16 protein-coding genes and 2 pseudogenes are annotated in these 20,049 nt (G+C 39.6%); 16 read left to right on the top strand and 2 right to left on the bottom strand.

Going from position 1 to position 20,049, the window contains the following annotated elements:
- The first annotated feature begins 628 nt into the window (after positions 1-628).
- The 6 genes from BrL25_RS01340 (at position 629) to BrL25_RS25035 (ending at position 3,887) form a co-directional block, all read left to right on the top strand.
- A protein-coding gene (locus BrL25_RS01340) for an IS3 family transposase (protein WP_099327220.1) occupies positions 629-1,791 on the top strand; the annotation gives its coding sequence in 2 pieces (ribosomal slippage) (positions 629-908 and positions 908-1,791; 1,164 coding nt in all).
- Between the two features lie 67 nt (positions 1,792-1,858).
- The gene (locus tag BrL25_RS01335) at positions 1,859-2,530 is read left to right on the top strand and encodes a hypothetical protein (RefSeq protein ID WP_018674299.1); all 672 of its coding nucleotides are present in this window, start codon (positions 1,859-1,861) and stop codon (positions 2,528-2,530) included.
- A complete protein-coding gene (locus BrL25_RS01330) occupies positions 2,523-3,047 on the top strand; it encodes an accessory gene regulator B family protein (protein WP_018674300.1) in 525 nt (174 codons plus the stop codon). The genes BrL25_RS01335 and BrL25_RS01330 overlap by 8 nt, the downstream gene beginning before the upstream one ends.
- Complete coding sequence (locus tag BrL25_RS26195) at positions 3,044-3,178, top strand: hypothetical protein (protein ID WP_018674301.1); 135 nt, start codon at positions 3,044-3,046, stop codon at positions 3,176-3,178. The genes BrL25_RS01330 and BrL25_RS26195 overlap by 4 nt, the downstream gene beginning before the upstream one ends.
- Positions 3,175-3,549, top strand: a complete 375-nt coding sequence (locus BrL25_RS01325; RefSeq protein ID WP_018674302.1) for a LytTR family transcriptional regulator DNA-binding domain-containing protein — start codon at positions 3,175-3,177, stop codon at positions 3,547-3,549. Before BrL25_RS26195 ends, BrL25_RS01325 begins: the two co-directional genes overlap by 4 nt.
- A 170-nt stretch (positions 3,550-3,719) precedes the next feature.
- Positions 3,720-3,887 carry a hypothetical protein gene (locus BrL25_RS25035; RefSeq protein WP_018674303.1) on the top strand — a complete coding sequence of 56 codons (168 nt, stop codon included), beginning with the start codon at positions 3,720-3,722 and terminating at the stop codon, positions 3,885-3,887.
- Here the strand turns inward: BrL25_RS25035 and BrL25_RS01320 are convergent.
- Complete coding sequence (locus tag BrL25_RS01320; protein WP_018674304.1) at positions 3,884-4,273, bottom strand: helix-turn-helix domain-containing protein; 390 nt, start codon at positions 4,271-4,273, stop codon at positions 3,884-3,886. The two genes, BrL25_RS25035 and BrL25_RS01320, sit on opposite strands and share 4 nt — an antisense overlap.
- 491 nt (positions 4,274-4,764) lie before the next feature.
- Here BrL25_RS01320 and BrL25_RS01315 point away from each other — a divergent pair, with 491 nt between their 5' ends.
- The 7 genes from BrL25_RS01315 to mutL all read left to right on the top strand — a co-directional run bounded on the left by BrL25_RS01315 (position 4,765) and on the right by mutL (position 15,193).
- The gene (locus BrL25_RS01315) at positions 4,765-5,580 is read left to right on the top strand and encodes a (2Fe-2S)-binding protein (protein ID WP_018674306.1); all 816 of its coding nucleotides are present in this window, start codon (positions 4,765-4,767) and stop codon (positions 5,578-5,580) included.
- A 395-nt stretch (positions 5,581-5,975) separates the two neighbouring features.
- The gene (miaB, locus tag BrL25_RS01305; RefSeq protein ID WP_018674307.1) at positions 5,976-7,487 is read left to right on the top strand and encodes a tRNA (N6-isopentenyl adenosine(37)-C2)-methylthiotransferase MiaB; all 1,512 of its coding nucleotides are present in this window, start codon (positions 5,976-5,978) and stop codon (positions 7,485-7,487) included.
- A gap of 6 nt (positions 7,488-7,493) precedes the next feature.
- Complete coding sequence (locus tag BrL25_RS01300) at positions 7,494-7,946, top strand: YlbF/YmcA family competence regulator (RefSeq protein ID WP_018674308.1); 453 nt, start codon at positions 7,494-7,496, stop codon at positions 7,944-7,946.
- A gap of 105 nt (positions 7,947-8,051) precedes the next feature.
- Entirely contained in the window at positions 8,052-8,606 is a 555-nt protein-coding gene (gene cotE, locus BrL25_RS01295; RefSeq protein WP_018674309.1) for an outer spore coat protein CotE, read from the top strand.
- A 160-nt stretch (positions 8,607-8,766) separates the two neighbouring features.
- On the top strand, positions 8,767-10,071 hold the full coding sequence (locus BrL25_RS01290; RefSeq protein ID WP_018674310.1) for a putative amidoligase domain-containing protein: 1,305 nt from the start codon (positions 8,767-8,769) through the stop codon (positions 10,069-10,071).
- A gap of 53 nt (positions 10,072-10,124) precedes the next feature.
- On the top strand, positions 10,125-12,905 hold the full coding sequence (gene mutS, locus BrL25_RS01285) for a DNA mismatch repair protein MutS (RefSeq protein WP_018674311.1): 2,781 nt from the start codon (positions 10,125-10,127) through the stop codon (positions 12,903-12,905).
- 29 nt (positions 12,906-12,934) lie between these two features.
- Positions 12,935-15,193 (top strand): DNA mismatch repair endonuclease MutL, encoded by a 2,259-nt coding sequence (gene mutL / locus BrL25_RS01280; RefSeq protein WP_018674312.1) that lies wholly within the window; start codon positions 12,935-12,937, stop codon positions 15,191-15,193.
- A 391-nt stretch (positions 15,194-15,584) separates the two neighbouring features.
- Here mutL and fabG read toward each other — a convergent pair.
- Positions 15,585-16,360: pseudogene (gene fabG / locus BrL25_RS01275) on the bottom strand (3-oxoacyl-ACP reductase FabG).
- Positions 16,361-17,652: 1,292 nt separating this feature from the next.
- Here fabG and BrL25_RS01265 point away from each other — a divergent pair.
- The 3 genes and pseudogenes from BrL25_RS01265 (at position 17,653) to BrL25_RS01255 (ending at position 19,795) form a co-directional block, all read left to right on the top strand.
- A complete protein-coding gene (locus BrL25_RS01265) occupies positions 17,653-18,018 on the top strand; it encodes a YxeA family protein (protein WP_018674316.1) in 366 nt (121 codons plus the stop codon).
- A 195-nt stretch (positions 18,019-18,213) separates the two neighbouring features.
- Positions 18,214-18,732, top strand: a pseudogene (locus tag BrL25_RS25445) (IS4 family transposase); the annotation flags it as partial.
- A gap of 109 nt (positions 18,733-18,841) precedes the next feature.
- Positions 18,842-19,795, top strand: coding sequence for an ETX/MTX2 family pore-forming toxin (locus BrL25_RS01255; RefSeq protein ID WP_099327219.1), 954 nt, complete (start codon positions 18,842-18,844; stop codon positions 19,793-19,795).
- The last annotated feature ends 254 nt before the right edge of the window (positions 19,796-20,049 follow it).

Below are 20,049 nucleotides of genomic sequence, written 5' to 3'. Positions count from 1 at the left end.
ATGCCCTGACATTTTAAAATTATGGTAAATCATTCGTTCCGAAATATTTGACGTAGGGCATTACATTCTTTTGTTTTGGGCAAAAGTAGTAACAGAGGGAAGACAAGGTTTATCATTCAGATTTTGGGGTATTTTTTATGTTATTTTTTGCGTGATTTTACAAGAAAATACTTGATTTAATAAGGATTCACATGCTTTTCATTGATATTTTATGAAAGTAGAGAATACGTAAAAAATCCATGCTATAATAGCGAGGTACAATAGAATGCGGCTACTTAACAGATGATCAGCACACTCTCTTTTATCCCAATTGGGAAGGAGGTGAGTACATAAAGGTACACATTGGAATATCAGGAGTTGTTCTCGATTTCCATGTTTGGCATGTTCTTTTTAGCCTTGATGGTTACTTACTTAAACATAAAAAACCTCCCTTGGGCTGATTAGGCGAGGAGATCATTTTTCATCTAGAAGTTATGAGCGAGCTACACTCTCTAAGAGATAGTCTATTGCATGGTCGTGAGTACAAAAACACCTACATCGTTTTGAAGTGACCCAGTAAATTGAGACAAGGAAAAAGCACCTCCTGAATCGTATTAAACAATATGATTTGATGGGAGGTGCTTCTTTCATGGGTACAAGAGTTTCTTATCCAGAAGAGGTGAAGTGGCAAGTCGTAAAGATGAAGCAAGAGGGTTATACGAATAAACAGATTATGGATGAACTTGGTATCAAGGATAAATCTCAGATAAAGACATGGATGAAGTGGTTTCGTAATGGAGAAACGTATCGGTTTGCTCAACAGGTAGGCAAACAATATATGTATGGAAAATACGGACAAGATCAGCTAGACGAGATAGCTACCAAAGACCTGAGAATTCGTCAATTAGAGTTGCAGATAGAAGTCCTAAAAAAGTATCAGGAATTTCAAAGGAGGTGAAAAAATCGAGCCTAATTGACGTTGTAGAGAGCTTTAAAGATCGGTTTACTATTACGGAGATACTAAAATTGTTTGCTGTACCACGAGCAACGTATTATCGCTGGAAAGCGAAGTTTCAAAACACAAGTACAGAACTTGAATACCTAATTGAACAACTCTGCTTGAAGTATCACTATCGTTTTGGTCATCGCAAGATAACTGCTTTACTAGGTCGTATTTATAATAAAAAAGTGAATCGTAAAACAGTGCAGAGGGTTATGCAAAGGAAAAATTTACAATGTCGTGTAAAAGTAAAGCGCAAGACGTTTAGTAGTGGCGAGAGTAAAATGATTGTTTCAAACAAGCTGAACCGGGAATTTATAGCTTTAAAGCCAAATGAAAAGTGGGTAACGGATATTACGTATTTACCTTACGGTCAAAGCATGTTGTACTTATCTTCGATAATGGATCTATATAACAACGAGATCATTGCTTACCGAATAAGTGACAGACAAGATGTTTCTCTCGTTCTAGAGACGCTTGAACAAGCCACGAAAACTAGAGACGCGCGAGGTGTCCTTCTCCATAGTGACCAAGGTTCAGTTTATACCTCATACGCTTTTCAAAATAAAGCAAAAGAAAACAGCATTACCACGAGCATGTCCCGTAAGGGAAATTGCCATGATAATGCTGTCATTGAATCCTTCCACTCCTCGCTAAAGTCGGAAGAATTCGCCTCTCCGAAGAGAGAGTTCCTAACAAATCTAATGGTATTACAAAAAGTAGAAAATTACATCTGTTTTTACAATCAGGAACGAATTCAGGAAAAATTAAACTACCTGTCCCCATACGAGTATGGAAAACAGGTAGCATAGGTGTTTTTTCAATGTCTCATTAACCTGGGTCAGTCCATTTTGATCTTGGCTAAATAGGGGATATATTATGAAAAGTTTTTTGTATGTATTGTTTGGATTCATTGATTCATTTACCATTTTATTTTTAACCTTCAAAGCATTTAGGCTACCAGTAACTATGTATTTGAGGGACTTCTCAATCATGGCTACTGCATTGTCCATAACATCATTTGTAAATCGAGTTGTACTAGAAGTAGACCAGATTGATGTTGGGGCACAATTTTTTCTGATTGTAGTGTTTTTTAGACTTTTGTTTAAGATAAGAGTATATGAATCAGCCTTAATTACTGCAATTGGTTATCTAAGTTACATAGGGATACAATTTGTTATTTATCCTGTTCTTCTATCTTTTGGATGGGTGACCTTAAGTGATGGTAAAAGTCTTGTAGAGTGGGGAACTTTCTTGATTCAACTTATCACCGATGTGACCGTTTTGCTGATAGGTTGGCTCATTGGTATGTTTAATTTTGGGTTTTCCTTCATTATGCAACCACCCCATGATCTATACCAAAAAGGAAAGCTAGACGCTTTAAAGATAAGAATCATTTGTGGATTAGTGCTAGGGATATTAACTATTTCTGCTAATGCTTATTGGATTTTTATTTTTAAAGGCGATATGTGGGTGTTGATATTGCCTATTTTGGCCCCTCTGTTACTTTTACTTCGCTGGTTATATAGGAGGGACAAAATTATTGATTGAAAGATTATCTGAAGCTATGTCTATCAAAATAAAAAATGCAAGTCCAGAGCGTACGAATAGCGTAGCTGTGTTATCATACGCTCTTTCTATTTTACTTAATTTCTTTTTTATTTGTTTCTTTTTGCTTTTAATCGGAATTTTGACAGATAGTTTACAGGATAGCTTTATAGCATTGATGTCTTTTGTGGCCCTACGTTTTTTTTCGGGGGGCTATCATCTAAAATCCTTAGATCAGTGTGTCATCGTAACTACCGCAATTATTGCAGTAGTTCCACATATTCCTGTAAACTATATTGTTGTATATCTACTAACAGCTATCAGTGTTATTCTAGTTTTCTGTCTTGCTCCTAATAGTACATATGAAAATCTGACCGTACCTCGAAAAGTGCTGATCTTAAAATTAAGCTCTGTTTTAATCGTAAGCACGAATTTCGTCTTCGGCTCTCCTATAATAGCATTATCTTTCTTTATTCAATCGTTGTTATTAATTCCAAAAAGGGGGGTGAGTATCAAATGAAAAAACTTATAGCAGAAACTACTTCGGTTATGCTTACCGCTGTGGCTAGGGCCTTTGTTGTTTCCTTCAAAGCTAGTATCGGTAGTCCAGTCGTGCCAGAAGAACTAACAAAGCAAAGTGAAGCAAAATGAAACCAAGGTTAACAGGGATTAGAATCGAAAGGAAGTACGATGAGTCAGATTTTGTAGAATTTGGAGTGGAAGAGGTTAATTATGTAGATCTCTTCAGACCAAAAAAGAATTCAGCTAGCATTTTACGTTTTCATACTAATAAAGGTGTGTTTCTCGGAGTGACTACCTTAGAAGGGATTCGCGCTTCTTGGGGGAAATACGGTTTTGTTTCATTAGATGCTGTAAATGTTGTCAATCTCGAAAACATTACTTATGTAGTGGAGAATGCGTTGTTCATCAGAGCTTACTTCGACGATGGTTCTTATACAACAGTTTCTAGGTCTAAGTATGAATTAGTTAAACATCTGAAAAGAAAGAATCATCCAGATTAAATGGATGATTCTTTCTTTTTTGGCATATAATTATACATTTGTTTTTACTGAATGTAAAGAAAAATTGAAGGGGGTAGAACAGACAGGCTTTATCTTCATTTTTCGACAAAAAATTCTATAATTTAATGATAAATTTTTAGAAGCAAAGAATTTTAAAGTAGGTGAAAAAAATGGAGATAAAAGCGGTAAAACTCACAGATTATACCAAAATGAAAGCCGTTGAATTAGCCGAACTCTACTTAATCGAAAATAAAGACTATAGTATAAATTCCATTATTTGTTTTATAGAGAAAATTATTGAAGATGCGAAAAAACGCCATAATCAGTTCGATTACTAATCAGGACGGTTTTTGTTTTTTACGATTTCAACAGCCGCTTCAATCATTGTACCGATATTCATTTGGATGTCTTCCGGTAAGGATAAAAAATCGTTAATCTTTTCCATTTGTTTTGGAGTTAATTTTTCTAATTTTTCCTTAGGTAGGTACTCATCCACTAAAGAGAGATCGTGATCTGCTTGTTCACCTGATCGACCGAGAAGATAATCTACCGTAACAAAATAGAGATCTGCTAGTGCTATAAGAGTATCATTATCGGGTTGCGAGTGATCATTCTCATATTTGGAGATAGTGGAGTAGTCAAGTCCGAGTTTATTGGCCACTTGTTCTTGCGTTAATTTTGCTTTTTTTCTAGATTTCTGTAATCGTTGACCAAATGTCGACATTTTCTCACCCCATTTTTTTCTAACAATTATACGACAGTTGAAGTATCTTCAAAAGAAACATGAAGAAAATTCAAGTATAAAGAATGTTTTTCCTGAAGTTATTTCAAGTTTTTCGTATTAAGACTAAGATAACCGTCATGGATATCTTAGCAGTAGCTAGTTACCATTTACTATGGCAAATAATAACTTAATTATAAGTTGAAAAGATAGATTTTTACATCCTTTCATTTGAAATAACTTCAAGTTTTTTGTCGAACAAGCGTAAGCAACAATTTTAGAAAATTGAACACAGGAGAGCAGAAATTTATGAAGAAGCACATTGCTATGTCAAATAAAGAATGGCTACCCAACGTTATAAGAGAACGTTTGGTTAGCCTTTTTGAGTTGAATGCTCGTGTTTTGTGTTTTACAATTACAAATAATGAAAATCATTCTCGGACTTTAGAACCGTTTGGGGCCTCATAACTAAATGGAGGAAAAGGGGAAACATAATGAAAAAGAAATATGCTGACCTGCTTGATGAGATGTTTAATATTCATTTGCTAGAACCTAAGGGAGCTTATCGTTCAATGCCTGCCACTGACTTACTTAACGAGGGGTACATGCGAAATTTTATTGATCAATACGCCCCATTGATAAAGGCATTAGATGATACGGCTACGGCAGCATACCTTGCTAGCTGGTTTCTTGCGATGGCTACTGGGCTTCAGTATATGGTGTCGGTGCAAAATAAGGCTTTGGATCTTTCTTTAACGAATGTAATAATACATATGAGCCCAAAATCTGAGGGATCGTACACGCGGATCTCTTTCCAACTACGTTCGTGGACAGAAACGGAAGCACCAGAGAGTGACGAGAAGAGACAGGAATGGAGAAAAGATGTTCTTTCCCGTTTATACGGTGAAACATTGCGTCCGCTCTTGGAATGTATGTCTGTGGTTTCTGGATGTAACGTTGGCCAGATGTGGGGGCAGTTGCCAACTAAATTCCATTATTTTATAGAAAATCTTATGGAACAAACAACGAACTCAGAAGAAAAACAGCGAGTGATTGATGATTATCATTTTTTACAGCATGAGTTTAGTCCAAGTGTCATTGGGCGTAGCAAGAATCCGTTTGATGTGAAGGTGCGATTCATCGAACATATAGAGGACCCAACAAAACAAATGAGAATGAAAAATGTATGCTGCAGATATTTTAGAACCGAGGGTGCCCAGTATTGCTACACCTGTCCTCTTATGAAAGAAGAGGACAGAGCGGCAAGAAGAACAAAACATCGAGCTGAAATCATACAAGCGAATGCATAAAAGTGAAACAGCTCCTTGCTGAGGCAACCAAAAACTTGCGTCAGTGTATGGGCAAGTACGTACGGGGCATAGTATTTTCCGTGTTCAAGTGAAATGATCTTTTGACGTAGTACACCTGCTTTGATTAAGAGCTTTTCTTGTGTTTAACCAAGAAGGGCTCTTTTTCGCGTATACCATTCTTTGTGTAACCTCTCTATATAGAGCTGACTTTACAATCGAGGGATGAAGTCTCAAACAAATATCGAAAAGTGAGCCTTATCTTGAAATGAACGGCAAGTATCACCAATCGGAGGTACTCCTAGAGAACTTTTTCCTTTTATTCTCAAAGGACAAATATGCTATAATATCTGGATGGTAGTAGAAAAAAACAGCATTTTATGAGGTGAATATAGAAAATGATTGATAAAAAAGAGGCGACAACGGACTTAAAATCCGGAAAGTCTAGCAAATCCACAGCAGATTATGCAAAATATTTTCAGGCACCTAGCTTAAAAGATGCCAAGAAACGTGGAAAAGAAGAGATTGAAGTGCATTACGACTTCAATATACCTGAAGAAATGAAACAGATAGGAAAAGGCCTTCACTATTTGATTCGTACGTATGGCTGTCAAATGAACGAACATGACACTGAGACCATGGCTGGAATTTTTGAGGCTATGGGTTATACAGCGACAGAAGATACGATGGAAGCTGATGTCGTTCTGTTTAATACCTGTGCGATCCGAGAAGGGGCAGAGGATAAGGTTTTCGGTGAACTTGGTCACATGAAGCATCTGAAACGTAACAATCCTAATCTCATTCTCGGATTATGTGGCTGTATGTCACAAGAAGAAAAGGTAGTAAATAAAGTACTGCGCTCCTATTCGGAAGTAGATATGATTTTTGGAACGCATAATATTCATCGTCTACCAGTATTATTGCGAGATGCCATGTTTAGCAAAGAAATGGTAATTGAGGTATGGTCTAAAGAAGGCGATATCATTGAAAATATGCCGAAAACACGCACAGGTGATATCAAAGCGTGGGTAAATATTATGTATGGCTGTGATAAGTTCTGTACGTACTGTATCGTGCCCTATACACGTGGAAAAGAACGCAGTCGTCGTCCAGAGGATGTTATTGCCGAGGTGCGTGAACTGGCACGTCAAGGGTTTAAAGAAATCATGGTACTTGGACAAAACGTAAATGCATATGGGAAAGACTTTGAAGATCGGGAATACGGACTAGGGGATCTGTTAGACGAACTTCGTAAGATTGATATTCCACGTATTCGCTTTACAACAAGTCATCCACGGGATTTTGATGACCATTTAATTGAAGTCTTAGCAAAAGGCGGAAATTTGGTGGAGCAAATTCACCTGCCTGCGCAGTCTGGTAGCTCAGAAGTATTGAAAAAAATGGCACGTAAGTATACACGTGAACATTACATGGAGTTAGTACGTAAAATTAAGGCTGCTATTCCTGATGTTTCGCTAACTACAGATATTATAGTTGGATTTCCGGGTGAAACTGAGGAACAATTCCAGGAAACACTCTCCATGATGAAAGAAGTGGAGTACGACTCAGCCTACACTTTCATTTACTCCCCTCGCGAGGGTACACCGGCAGCTTCTATGGAGGATAATGTAGCTGAAGCGGAGAAAAAGGATCGTTTGCAACGATTGATGGCTGTACAGAATGATATTTCTTTGCGGAAAAATCAGCAGATGATTGGTAAAACCTATGAGTTGCTGATCGAAGGAGAGAGTCGAAAAAACCCTGAAGTATTAACTGGGCGCACTCGAACTGGAAAATTAGTGCATGTAAAAGCTGATAAATCTTTAATTGGTACACTGGTACATGTTACAATTACAGATGCAAAAACATTTACCACATACGGTGAATTAGTGACTAAAGTTGAGGTGTAATTGGAGATGGCAGAAACACCGGTTTACACAGATCAAGAAATTTTGGCAAAAGCGCGTGAATTAGCTAACATGATTTCTCGTACAAAAGAAGTAGACTTTTTCAAACGAGCAGAATCACAGGTAAAGCAAAATAAACGCGTTCAAGATTTGATTTCCAGTCTGAAAGCAAAACAAAAGCAACTAGTCATGTATGAGAGCATGAACAATGCGAAACTTGTCGAAAAAGTACAAGCTGAATTCGATGCTCTTCAGGAAGAATTAGACGAAATTCCGCTGGTAACGGAATTCAAGCAATCTCAAACAGATGTAAACGATCTATTGCAAATGGTGACACATGTTATTACCAATACCGTGTCCGATAGAATCATCCTAGATACTGGTGGTAATCCTCTTACAGGTAAAACAGGTGGCCCTGAAGCCGGTCATCATGATGATGAAGGCTGTGGTTGTGGCCACTAAAGTATGAAAGATTAATTATTGCCGCAACAGTTCTCTTTATCTTGCACTCTGAGCGAATCACCTGCATACAAATGTACAGAAACGATGTATGGAGGAGGTTACAATATGTCTGGTCCTGATAAAGATTTGCAGTGTCGAGAATTGATTGCCAAGGCTGTCTGCGGTAGAGGACATAGATTCTCGCAAACGACACATACAATCTCACCTACTCAGACGCCGACTACTATCCTAGGATGCTGGATTATTAACAATAATTTTTCAGCAGAAAAAGTATTAGAATCGGTCGTTATCAGTGGAACGTATGATGTCAATCTCTGGTATTCTTATGAGGATAATACTCAAACAGAAGTCAAAAAAGAAGAAGTACAGTATACTCTAGATGTTCCCCTCTCTTATTTTGACAAACATTGCCGCGGTGATTTAGAAATTATTTGCCAGTGCATTGAACAACCAAAATGCGTCAGAGCAGAAATTTGCGGTAGTACAGTTAATGTACGAGTTGAACAGGAGTATTCTGTGGAAGTTGTTGGAGAAACCAAGGTGTGTGTTGTAATTTGCCACAACTGTGAGGATAAAGACTCCTACTCGCATGACTTTGATGACTCAACCGAAGAGTACGATCAATTCGACTCATCAAGCTTACTAGATGATTTAGATTAAATGGTAGCAAGAAAGGCTGTCGGCCTGTACGACGGCCTTTTTATATTTTTTACGAATAGACAATATTGCATCAAAGTTAAAAATGTGACCGTGTTAGACCATGCACCATACCTTTTAATCATGCATAGCGTGTAAGTAAGGAAGTAAGGGAGGTAAGCGTATGTCTAACATGGTAATGAGTAAAGTCACCGCCTCTGCGATTGAGAAGTGGAATAGGGAGAGCGCCATAAAACATACGCATCATCGAGAGAAAATGATAGCCATTTTGAAGTTACACGGAGTGCCAATTCAGACGTACGTTGGAGTAATTCCAATGCAAACGTTTGAGGTACATCTGTTTCAACATCAGGTCGCTGCCATTTATCGGATAGAAGAACGTACTGTTTGGATTTTACAGGAAGCACGAACGATTGGCAAAACCCGTAAAGAAGAGGTAAGCCAAACTTTAGACGAGACGGAAAAAAATCGGATCATTGCTCTGGCAATGCGTACCATTTACGCTCTCGGATTAGATTACGGGAAAGTGACAGTTGGAGTGCATTCCCCAACAAGAATGCGAATAATTGACTGTCAAGCGGAACTACCGATAGATGTTTCGTTACGGGAACGTTTACAGTTGTTTATGAAGCAACGTGAACAGCAAATTCTTTTGGATCAAGTAGCCGCTCCACAGGTGATGTTAGGAGCCGATCCAGAATTTGCTTTGCGTGATCAGTTTGGACAGATGGCAATTGCTTCTGAATATTTAACGAAAAATGGTATCATTGGATATGATGGTGTCCGATTAAAGACAGAGTTTCCATCCAATCAGCATCCATTGGTTGAAGTTCGACCAGATCCTTCAACAGAGCCAGAAATCGTCTTCAAAAATATCTATAGAGCCCTTCATTTAGCTCAACGTCGGATATCTGATGATTCCATTAGTTGGTTAGCGGGGGGAATGCCCTTCGATGGTTATCCAATCGGTGGTCATATTCATGTTAGCGGGACTACTCTGCATTTCGATTTAATACGTAAATTAGATACTTATTTAGCACTACCTCTATGTTTACTAGAAGATCATGGTTGTCTTAAAAGACGACCGCGTTATGGCTTTTTAGGAGATGTACGAGAACAGCCGCATGGAGGATTTGAATACAGGACGCTACCTAGTTGGCTGGTTTCGCCACGAATCACCAAAGGAGTTTTGGCTCTTACCAAAGTAATTGCTGAATCCCAATATCTTCTCAAGCAAGATGTAAGTACAGATATATCCATGCAGCTTGCCTACTATCGAGGGGAGAAGGAAAAACTTGCTTCGTTAGTCAAGGATTTGTATTTGGAGTTAACCGTTTTACCTTTATACAAAAGGTATCGAAAATATATAACTCCCCTTTTTCATAGTATTTTTACGGATGGGGAGTGGCAATGCAACCAAGATATGAAGCTAGCTTGGAAGTTACCCCCATTTCAACTCAACAACTAGTAGGAACCATGCTATAATAGACGAAATGATTATGGGTATTAGGAGTAGAAATAATGGCACAATACACCCCGATGATTCAACAATATTTAGAGATAAAGCGTCAATATACAGATGCTTTTTTGTTTTTCCGTTTAGGCGATTTTTATGAGCTATTTTTTGAAGATGCAATTTTGGCTTCACGTGAACTAGAGATTACGTTAACAGGTCGTGGAGGAGGAGCGGAAGAGCGCATCCCAATGTGTGGAGTTCCTCATCATGCAGCTGAGACCTACATTGCTGAATTGTTAAAAAAAGGATACAAAGTAGCAATTTGTGAACAAGTAGAAGATCCTAAAGCATCAAAAGGTGTTGTAAAGCGCGAAGTAACACGAATGATTACACCTGGGACCATGATTGAAGGAAAATGGTTAAACGATAAAGAGAACAATTATCTGGTTGCTATTGCCGCTTTGTCTGGAAAAGCGGCGGTAGCAGCGTGTGATTTAAGTACTGGTGAAATGTATACAACTTCATTATCAACCATGTATGCAGCAGTAGAGGAAGCGATGCAGTATCGGCCGAGCGAGCTATTGCTATGTGATATCGCTGAAGATGAGCTTCGAGGCAAAGGATTATCACCACATATGTCTATTACCTGCCTAGCTACCAATGTAGTGTCGCAAACAGCCATAGATGAGCTGTATCCAAAGGAAGCTGCTCAGTTAGAGGATGCAGTCCGCCTAGCGATGAATGGTCTCTTGCATTATGTAGGATCTACACAAAAGCGAGCATTAACACATATGCGTTCCTTACAACATTATGTGGCAGATGAATTTCTGCAAATGGACCATTTCTCGCGCAGAAATTTAGAGCTGACTGAAACCATTCGGGACAAGTCCAAAAAAGGCTCTCTATTGTGGCTTCTGGATAAAACGGAGACGGCAATGGGAGGACGTTTGTTACGTCGCTGGATTGAACGACCTCTCTTGAATCCTGAGGAAATCGGTAATCGTTATGACACGGTAGAAGCATTTCGTCACGATTTATTATTGCGCTCCGATGTACGTGAAGGTCTTGATCGGGTGTATGATTTGGAGCGTTTAGCGGGACGAATTTCTTATGGCAATGCAAATGCAAAAGATTTGGTGCAACTGCGCCATTCTCTCGAGGCCATTCCTAGTGTAGTACATTTGTTGGTTAACAGTGGGGAGGAAGCCTTACAATCGATTGCTTCAGATATGGATGACTGTAGTGATATTGCCCAATTTCTAGCAGAAACGCTCGTAGAAGAACCACCTGTGAGTGTTCGTGAAGGTAATTTAATTCAAGATGGTCATGACGAATATCTGGACAAGCTCAGACTGGCTAGTCGCCAAGGTAAGAGCTGGATCGCACAACTCGAAAAAAGCGAGCGGGAGCTAACAGGAATTCGCTCCTTGAAGGTGGGCTTCAATAAAGTCTTTGGTTACTATATCGAAATCTCAAAGGCTAATCTTGCCCATATACCAGCGGGACGTTACGAGCGTAAGCAAACATTAACGAATGCGGAGCGCTATGTCACGCCAGAGTTAAAAGAGAAGGAAGCACTAATTCTGGAAGCTGAAGAGAAGCTAGTGGAATTAGAATATCAGTTATTTACTCAAATTCGTTTGGAAGTAGCTAAGCACATCCCTCGCATTCAAAAATTAGCAGAACGAATTGCGCGTATTGATGTGTTGCAAGCCTTTGCTACCGTGAGTGAAGAACGTGGCTTTATCCGTCCAACATTATCTACGGATGGTGAGGTTTATGTAAAAGATGGTCGCCATGCTGTAGTGGAAGCAGTATTAAATCAAGAGAAGTATGTTGCAAATGACGTGACGATGAATCAAAAAGATCGTAATATTTTACTCATTACAGGTCCTAATATGGCGGGTAAGAGTACATATATGCGTCAAATGGCGTTGATCACGGTTATGGCTCAGATCGGTTGTTTTGTTCCGGCTAGTGAAGCCCGTATTAGCTTAGTAGATCAGATTTTTACACGAATTGGTGCTGCCGATGATTTAGTAGGTGGATTCTCTACTTTTATGGTGGAAATGCTAGAAACTCGTAACGCGCTAGTAAAGGCGACTCCACGTAGTTTGATCTTATTAGATGAGATTGGTCGTGGAACGTCCACCTATGACGGTATGGCTTTAGCGCAAGCTGTCATTGAATATATCCATGAGCATATTGGTGCAAAGACACTATTCTCTACACACTATCATGAACTGACTGATTTGGAGGAGAAAATTCCTGGAGTGGTGAATGTCCATGCACGTTGTGAAGAACGTGATGGCAAACTCTTATTCTTGCATAAGATCGAAGAGGGGCGAGCTGATAAAAGCTATGGTATTCATGTTGCCGAATTAGCAGAAATGCCTCTTGAGGTAATCAGTCGTGCACGTGAAATCTTACAGGGATTAGAAGGGAAGGATCGAGAAGCGCCGTTAGAGCAACTTTCACTTGATATGCTTTGGGGACAAGCTCCATCAGCATTACAGCAAGTTGCTTCAGGTCAATCTGTACCTACTCATAAGAAAAAGAATAAAGTAGACGTTTCTACTGAATCAAACGTAGAAACAGAAGGTAAAACGGACAGGACCGATGCTGTAGTAGAAGTCGCAGAGGTGGTTCAATCTACAGCTACTTCTAGCCATACGGAAGATGCTATGAGGGTGGCAATGCCTCTGAATCCATCTGAACCTTCCGCAAACCCTACAGAGGCAGAAGTCCTATCAGAATTACGTGATATAGATTTAAATCAAATGACGCCTCTACAAGCACTCATTCAGTTATCTAACTGGAATGCACGTTTACGTAAACATAAGTAAGCTTACTTCACACAGAAAGGGGGAGGAACATGGGGAAAATTCAAGTGCTTACAGAGCAGGTAAGCAATATGATTGCTGCTGGTGAAGTGGTAGAACGCCCAGCCTCTGTGGTGAAGGAGCTGGTGGAAAACGCCATTGATGCAGGTACCTCTCAAGTAGAAATTCACATTGAGGAAGGCGGTTTACAGCTAATCCGCATCGTTGATAATGGCGCAGGAATGGATCGAGACGATTGCTTACGAGCTTTTGAGCGGCATGCTACGAGTAAGATTCGTTCAGCACGTGATTTATTCCATATTCGCTCTCTTGGTTTTCGCGGGGAAGCCTTGGCATCTATCGCCTCGGTATCTCGAATCGAATTGATGAGTGCTGAAGATAGCGGACAAGTAGGAACTAAGGTCGTTATCGACGGTGGAGATATGAAAAGCGTTGAGGATTTCGCTAGGGTAAAAGGAACAGAAATTGTCGTACGTGACTTATTTTTTAATACACCAGCACGTTTAAAATATATGCGCTCTATTTCTACAGAAGTAGGACATGTCTCAGATTATGTAAACCGTTTAGCGATTACCTATCCGAAAATTGCTTTTACCCTAACTCATAATGGGAAAAACCTCCTCCAAACGTCAGGCGATGGTAAACTATTACATGTGATGGCAGCCATTTATGGGGTTCAGGTAGCAAAGCTATTGTTGCCGTTTGAAGGGGAGACGTTAGATTTTCGCTGGAGTGGTCTATTATCTAAGACGGAGGTTACGAGAGCGAATCGCACGTACATCTCGACTCTGGTTAACGGTCGTTATGTACGTAATTATCCACTGTCTCAGGCGATTATGCGAGGGTATCATACCTTTTTACCGATTGGGCGGTTTCCGATAGTTGCTATGCATATTGAGATGGACCCTATTTTGGTTGATGTGAATGTTCACCCAGCTAAACTAGAGGTACGTTTTAGTAAGGAACAAGAATTGTGTGCAGCGGTCGAACAATCAGTGAAAGAGGCACTACAAGCAGGCTTACGAATCGTGCAACCATTACAGACAAGCAGTAAACCCAAAATTAAGCTGGAAAAACCGTATCAGCCGCAGTTTAATCTTGGTGAACACCATTCAGACGAACAGCAACAGCAGATGAATCGATTATTGACCGCTTTTGATGTACCGCTCAGAGAGAAACGGTCGACCTACGTAGAACGAACAGTGGAGCCTGCGTCTTTTGAATTGACGGCAAAAAAAATAGTTGAACAGCAGAGAGATCAGGAGCCTCTAGCAGAGGTTCCCGTACAGCCAGATCAACAACACGAGAGCAAGTGGATGTACACAGGTAACAACAAGACCGGTTATCCTTCTAGTATTTCGAGACAGCCTGTAGTAGAAGGCTCTAGTAATAGTTCTGTTCAAAATGATGCTGATAATGAAATTGATTCTTGTGAGCTAGAAAAGTCATCAACTGAATATGATATAACCGATTCTAGGAAAAGCGTTAAAACACAAGAGGTCGTATGGGACGATTTTATAGAAGATGACAAAAGCATAACAGACGAGGAAGATCGTAATAGGTTGAGTTCATATATAGTAGAACGTTCAGAGACAATGGGTGATATGAGTAACTCAACAGCTGAAGAACATACTGAGAATACATCTATACTAACGGCAAGCAATCTTGATGATTCAGCGCACTCAGACGAGGATGGAACTGCTGTCCCAGTCTTATATCCAGTAGGTCAAGTTCATGGGACTTACATCATTGCTCAGAATGATTCAGGCATGTATTTAATTGATCAGCATGCTGCTCAGGAACGGATTTTTTATGAGTACTTCATGCAAAAATTGCAAGAAGAAAAGGTTTCGAGTCAAATGCTTTTATTTCCACATACAGTGGAATGCACGATGCAGGAAGAAGCGAAATTATTGGATCGACTTGAGTTGCTACAATCATTTGGGTTAGATATAGAATGGTTTGGTAACCGGACGTTTCTTGTACGGGCTCATCCTCAGTGGTTCCCTCAAGGAAGTGAAGTAGAGATTATTAATGAACTGATTCAGTTTGTACAAGAAGCAAGTGAAAATGAGCGAGTTGAAGTGAGCAAGATGCGAGAAAAGGCTGCCATTATGATGTCATGTAAAGCTTCTATAAAAGCTAATCGTTATTTGACACACGCCGAGATGGAGGCTCTTTTAAACAGGCTTCGCCAAACGACCAGTCCATTTACTTGTCCGCATGGTCGACCCATCGCTATTCACTTTTCAACATATGAATTAGAAAAAATGTTTAAACGAGTTATGTAATAGGTTTATTTGTTATGCCCATCTTTAGTACAGTCGTAGAAATTTTAAAAAATAACTCTCACGTATACCCTCTTAGTACCCTTAACTTGATGGCGATGTGGCGGGCCCCCTTATTATCCCCAACTAATTTTTCAAGGCTTTGCAAGGCATCTCCGGTAATATAGGATACTTATTGGCCAACCTCCCAGGGCCCCTACTTCCACCTTCACCTTCACAAAAAAGTGGACATAACCGTTCTTCTAAAACGGATGTCCCTTATACATAGGTTATGATGATTACATTGAGCTCGGCCAGCAGAGGTTCATAATGAAATGTTTCGCTCTTCAAAAGACAAAGACATGCGCTTGCCTTCTCTCTCGGGGTATCGATATGGTGTCCTATCGTAATCGAATCAGGTTTGCCCCATCGCTTCCAGACTCTCTGGAATAATCTGACCGCCATCAACGATGATGGTTTGGCCCGTAATATAACCTGCCTCCTTCGAAGCCAAAAAAAGAGCGGCGTAAGCGATATCTTCGACGCTTCCGAGCCGCTTGAGCGGGATGGACGCCGTCATCGCCTGCAGATAATGATCTCCAAGGCCATCCAAGCCTTCCGTCATTATGTTGCCGGGCATGACGGCGTTAATGGTAATGCTGTAACGCGCGAGCTCGAGCGCCGCACTGCGCATGAATCCAAGCTGAGCGGCTTTGCTTGCGCCGTAGTGCGACCATCCGGCATAGCCGGTGGCCGGCCCCGTAATCGAAGAGGTAACAATGATCCGGCCGTATTCCGCCTTCTTCAGAAAGGGCAGGCAGGCTTGAAGGGAAAACAGAGTCCCGCGAGCATTCGTGTTCATCACCTGATCCCAATGCTCGCCGGTCATCTCCTCGATCGGCGCATTCGGAAAAATACCGGCATTGGCGCACAGCACGTCGATCCCCCCGAAAGTACCGGCCGTCTCGCAACGCACTTCATCGACTCCAAATCGGCGACATTGCCCTGGAAGGCATGAGCAATGCCTCCGTTCTTCCGGATTTCCACCGCGGTTTCCTCCGCTTTCGTCAGGCTGCGTGCGACGACCGCGACTTTCGCCCCCTGTGCGGCGAAGGTTCTCGCAATTCCTTTGCCGATTCCTTTGCTGGCTCCGGTCACTACGACCATCTTATCCTTCAGTGGCGTCAGCATGTAGCAGCACTCCTATCCTCTGTTATATAAGTTACATTTTCCCATTGCCTGGATTCCTTATCAGCGTACTACAAATCCAAATTTTAAACAGCTATAACTATTTCTATACATGAGACAACTCTCCTTCGGTTATCCGTTGGAGGTTTTTTTGATATTTGGTATCGGAGCAATTTCAGTTTGATCCAGTAATAACATAGCGATAACAAAAACATTCTGTTTTAGTATAATTTCTCTACAACTCCTGTAGGTTTAGCTACTTCATACTCAGTATGTAATAGCTTTATACGCTTTCCACATACCATACCTACAGCCTCGATACTTTCACTATGGACACATTCGACTGTATATACTCGTTATCTGTGTCAGGCTTTTTTGTAATTGGTTTTATCAGATCATCTTCGAAAGCAAAACTCTTATAAAGCATATATTGCTTTTTCCTGTATAAACAAAATAAAGTTCGTTCGTCTCATTAGAAATGCCCTATCAGCCCACAAAAGCATGATTCCATAGACTATTGTAAATGAAATCCATAGAATAAATTTAGTTTGATAGTGTTTTAATCGTCAACTAGTCATTTGGTATTTCTAAGCTGCCGTCTGGACCTTTTACTGAAGCAGTAACATCAATTGTTAGCCAAGCCACACTACCATAAAAGTCTCGATCTAAACTATAAGTCCAAGACTTTTTTTTGCTTTTAGTCCAACCACTAGAATATGTCTCGTCAACAGCTTTACCAACAATTGTGCCACTAGTGCCCACGGCACCGTATCCTATAATTCGAACATCTGTGTTATAGTCAGTTGGTTTTCCGCTACTTACTTTAGTAGTAATATCTCCCTCAATAGTATTATGCCAAATACCTAGTGCTGTATAAAGCTTACCCTTTATCGAAGCATCGAAAATATCGTTGGTGGGTAATTAGCAGATGAGTTGAGGGTGGCTAGTGGGCAGGAAATACAAAATCAATAACTCTTAAAAGGGTACCGTTAAATGCCTATCAAGTTATCGAATTCTCGTTTCTTCTTGATGGGGAGGAACAAAGAAGGATACTTATTAATTGTCCGTATAGAAAACGTAAACTCCTTACGGTGTTCGTTTTTCCGATTTCTAAATCGCAGTTTGTACTCTTAACCAATGACAGGCTTAAAAAAACTTAAGAAATTCCCTAATTTTTTGTTAAGGAACACTCCCTATACTTAAAAATATCTTATAAATCATATTTATTCTTATTAAAATTTAAAGATTTAAATGTAGGTGAAATTAACTATAGAGGAGAAAGGTGAAAAGTATAGATGAAGAAGGTAAAATTTTTTGTATTTGGGATTGCTGGACTAGTTATTGGGTTATGGGGATTGACATTTATCGAAAATGAGAACATAGACAGATTTAATCCGTTAGTGAAAGAAAAAGATGTATACGTTCTTACGAAGGGCGAAGCAGAACCAGATACTGAACACAAGGGAAAGAGATATTTTTACATGTTAAACGGAGTTGATAAATCGGGTAATGAAAATACCATTAAAGTAGGGCTTTCTGGTAAAGATGAGTATCAAGATTGTTATTTAAAAGTTCATGTAAAAGGAAAGTATGTTTACGGATTTGAGGAAGTGCAAGAAAAAGAAGTTCCTGAAAAAGCTAAAGAAATACTAAAAAAATAACAAGAAAATATATCCCCTAAGTTTACAGGCTCTATATAAACGCTGTCCTCTCGTGATGAATTTAAAACGAATGGATAGCGTTTTTTTCTTTGAGGGGTAGCACCACATGCCCATCAACTTAAAATAATTTAGTACCCCCAAAACGAAAAATACGCTATTCTTTCCGTAGATTTATAGGAGAGGATGGCGGTTTTTATGGAAATCTTAGACGATCTGCAGCTTTTTTCTCAAGAGCTCCAGCGTTGCTTAGTGCCTGAAGCTCTTGAAGAGCTTGCCAGAGAAGCTGGTTTTACCAAACGGAAAAGTAAGTAATCAGTCTCAGGAGTTAGTTGCACTTTGTGTATGGTTAAGTCAAAAGGTTGCAAGCACATCTTTAATGAAATTATGTAGTCGTTTAGAGGCATACACTGGGATATTAATGAGTCCGGAAGGGCTAAATAAGCGATTTAATAGAGAAGCCGTACAATTTCTTTAACGAATTTTTTCACACCTTCTATTCAAAAGCTATACGCTACCGATACATTACCTCATGGTTACGCGACTTTGTTTCATAGAATCCGCATACTAGACTCCACTACTTTTCAGCTTCCGGATATCTTTGCTTCTGCTTATAAAGGATCTGGGGGAAGTAGCCATACAGCCGGTGTTAAAATTCAGTTAGAATATGACCTTCTTAGTGGACAGTTCCTACACGTTGAAGCAGGACCAGGAAAATGGAGAATTTATGAACATATCTGATTACATAATGAAAATAGTGGAATTTAATTGTATGATTTTGTATGTGAATATATTCACATAATAAAATATTAACGGGAGGGTTTTTATGAAAAAATTTGCAAGTTTAATTCTTATAAGTGTGTTCCTTTTTTCGAGTACGCAATTTGTTCATGCGTCATCCACAGATGTTCAAGAAAGATTACGGGACTTGGCAAGAGAAAATGAAGCTGGAACCCTTAATGAAGCATGGAATACTAACTTCAAACCCAGTGATGAACAACAATTCTCTTATAGTCCAACTGAAGGTATTGTTTTCTTAACACCACCTAAAAATGTTATTGGCGAAAGAAGAATTTCACAGTATAAAGTAAATAATGCATGGGCTACATTAGAAGGAAGTCCAACCGAAATGTCGGGGACACCTTTATATGCGGGAAAAAACGTATTAGATAACTCAAAAGGAACAAGCGATCAAGAGCTGTTAACACCCGAGTTTAACTATACCTATACGGAAAGCACTTCAAATACAACAACTCATGGATTAAAATTAGGAGTCAAAACCACTGCTACCATGAAATTCCCGATTGCTCAGGGTAGCATGGAAGCTTCTACTGAATATAACTTTCAAAATTCTTCCACTGATACTAAAACTAAACAAGTATCATATAAAAGCCCATCACAAAAGATTAAAGTACCAGCAGGTAAAACCTTTAGAGTTTTAGCATACCTAAATACTGGATCTATTTCAGGTGAAGCTAACCTTTACGCAAATGTTGGGGGTATAGCTTGGGGGGTTTTACCAGGTTATCCCAATGGCGGAGGAGTAAATATAGGTGCTGTACTTACCAAATGCCAACAAAAAGGATGGGGAGATTTCAGAAACTTTCAACCTAGTGGAAGAGATGTAATCGTTAAAGGCCAAGGTACTTTCACATCTAATTATGGAACGGACTTCATTTTAAAAATTGAAGACATCACAGATTCAAAGTTACGAAACAATAACGGGAGTGGAACTGTCGTTCAAGAGATTAAAGTTCCACTAATTAGAACTGAAATATAGTAAGTCACTTTTTGATTATCCGTCTACTAGGGGTAGCACCACATTGCAATCAAGTGAAGAAATTGGTTGTTCCCCAAAACGGAAAAAAATGAGCTGAATTATTATAAACAACTATGGAAAGATAACGGGAAAGCCCTCTGACGGAAAGTTATAAAACGTCAGAGGGCTTTTTTTTATTTCTGTGGTATTAGTGTTCTATCCTTTTCTTTGGTCAGCTATTACTTTAATAGTGAAAGCCAAAATTAAAGTAATAA

Source organism: Brevibacillus laterosporus DSM 25, assembly GCF_002706795.1.
Classification (GTDB): Bacteria; Bacillota; Bacilli; order Brevibacillales; family Brevibacillaceae; genus Brevibacillus_B; species Brevibacillus_B laterosporus.
This window is presented reverse-complemented; position numbering and strand designations above follow the sequence as displayed.

Excerpts from the sequence above, each read along its gene's own strand:
- BrL25_RS01335 (WP_018674299.1), top strand. The coding sequence starts at position 1,859 with ATGAAAAGTTTTTTGTATGTATTGTTTGGATTCATTGATTCATTTACC.
- BrL25_RS26195 (WP_018674301.1), top strand. The coding sequence starts at position 3,044 with ATGAAAAAACTTATAGCAGAAACTACTTCGGTTATGCTTACCGCTGTG.
- BrL25_RS01325 (WP_018674302.1), top strand. The coding sequence starts at position 3,175 with ATGAAACCAAGGTTAACAGGGATTAGAATCGAAAGGAAGTACGATGAG.
- BrL25_RS25035 (WP_018674303.1), top strand. The coding sequence starts at position 3,720 with ATGGAGATAAAAGCGGTAAAACTCACAGATTATACCAAAATGAAAGCC.
- BrL25_RS01320 (WP_018674304.1), bottom strand. The coding sequence starts at position 4,273 with ATGTCGACATTTGGTCAACGATTACAGAAATCTAGAAAAAAAGCAAAA.
- BrL25_RS01315 (WP_018674306.1), top strand. The coding sequence starts at position 4,765 with ATGAAAAAGAAATATGCTGACCTGCTTGATGAGATGTTTAATATTCAT.
- miaB (WP_018674307.1), top strand. The coding sequence starts at position 5,976 with ATGATTGATAAAAAAGAGGCGACAACGGACTTAAAATCCGGAAAGTCT.
- BrL25_RS01300 (WP_018674308.1), top strand. The coding sequence starts at position 7,494 with ATGGCAGAAACACCGGTTTACACAGATCAAGAAATTTTGGCAAAAGCG.
- cotE (WP_018674309.1), top strand. The coding sequence starts at position 8,052 with ATGTCTGGTCCTGATAAAGATTTGCAGTGTCGAGAATTGATTGCCAAG.
- BrL25_RS01290 (WP_018674310.1), top strand. The coding sequence starts at position 8,767 with ATGTCTAACATGGTAATGAGTAAAGTCACCGCCTCTGCGATTGAGAAG.
- mutS (WP_018674311.1), top strand. The coding sequence starts at position 10,125 with ATGGCACAATACACCCCGATGATTCAACAATATTTAGAGATAAAGCGT.
- mutL (WP_018674312.1), top strand. The coding sequence starts at position 12,935 with ATGGGGAAAATTCAAGTGCTTACAGAGCAGGTAAGCAATATGATTGCT.
- BrL25_RS01265 (WP_018674316.1), top strand. The coding sequence starts at position 17,653 with ATGAAGAAGGTAAAATTTTTTGTATTTGGGATTGCTGGACTAGTTATT.
- BrL25_RS01255 (WP_099327219.1), top strand. The coding sequence starts at position 18,842 with ATGAAAAAATTTGCAAGTTTAATTCTTATAAGTGTGTTCCTTTTTTCG.